Origin of the sequence: Alienimonas chondri (assembly GCF_013036045.1) — a bacterium.
Taxonomy (GTDB): domain Bacteria; phylum Planctomycetota; class Planctomycetia; order Planctomycetales; family Planctomycetaceae; genus Alienimonas; species Alienimonas chondri.
The window spans coordinates 1-1,148 of the sequence record NZ_WTPX01000333.1 but is presented as its reverse complement, the minus strand read 5'-3'; the positions used below and the strand labels follow the sequence as shown (position 1 = coordinate 1,148).

Genomic DNA, 1,148 nt, shown 5'->3' with positions numbered 1-1,148 from the left:
GCGGGGCAGGCGGCGCTGGCCGGCCGGCGGGTGGCGCTGGTGGGCTGCGGGGCGACCGGTTCGGTGCTGGCCGAAACGCTGGTGCGGGCCGGGGTCGGATTGAAGAGCGCCGGCGGCTGGATCCGGTTGATCGACCGGGACTTCGTGGAGCTTTCCAACCTCGCCCGTCAAACGCTGTATATGGAGGCGGACGCCGCCGCCCGGACGCCCAAGGCCGTCGCCGCAGCGGAGCGGTTGGCGGCGATTAATAGCGACGTCGCCCTCGACCCGCGGGTGGAAGATGTGACGGCGTCGAATATTGAACGCCTCGCCGAAGGGGCGACGTTATTGCTGGACGGGAGCGATAATTTCGAGGCCCGTTATCTCTTGAACGATCTCTCGTTAGAGTCCGGCGTGCCGTGGATTTATTGCGGGGCGGTGGGCGGCGGCGGGCGGGCGATGCCGGTGTGGCCGGGGCGCTCCGCCTGCCTGCGATGCGTGCTGCCGGACCCGCCCCCGCCGGGGGAAACCGAAACCTGCGACACCGCCGGCGTTGTGCTGCCGGCGGTCAATATCGCGGCGAGCTTCGCGGCGGGCTTCGCCTTGAAGATCCTCGCCGATCTGCCCGAGGGCGACGCCGGGTTCGTCGCCGACCCGCATTTATTAATGATCGACGCCTGGGGCGGCGACGTCCGCAAAGTGGGCACCCGGGCGCTGTTTCAAAGCGGCGAATGCCCCGCGTGCGGCGGCGGGAAAGCGGGTATTGATTTTGAAGCCGAACGGCTGTGGCTACGGGGCGGGCGCGGCTCCGGCAGCGCGACGCTCTGCGGCCGCGGCGGGGTTCAATTAGCGGCCCCGCCGGGCGGCGCGACGGTGGATTTAGAAGCGTTGGCGACCCGCTGGCGGCGTGCGGTCGGCGAGGAGCGCGTGCGGGCGAACCGCTTTTTAGCCGCGGTGCAGACGCCGCCGCTGGAAGCCGACGGTCCGACCGGGGAGGTGACGGTCTTCGCCGACGGCCGCACGATCGTCACCGGCACCACCGACCCCGCCCGCGCCCGGCAAGCGGCGAGCGAATGGTTCGGCGGGTAAAGGTTTTCGCTGGAAGGAGCCGGGGCCGTATTTCGGTCTCCCCTCGCCCCCTTTTGGGGGGAGAGGGGTCGGGGGTGAGG

The 1,148-nt window shown here is 70.4% G+C and carries 1 protein-coding gene; it reads left to right on the top strand.

What is annotated here, in order from left to right:
- A partial coding sequence (locus LzC2_RS21480; RefSeq protein WP_171190062.1) for a ThiF family adenylyltransferase occupies positions 1-1,068 on the top strand: 1,068 nt, incomplete at its 5' end.
- Positions 1,069-1,148: the final 80 nt, after the last annotated feature.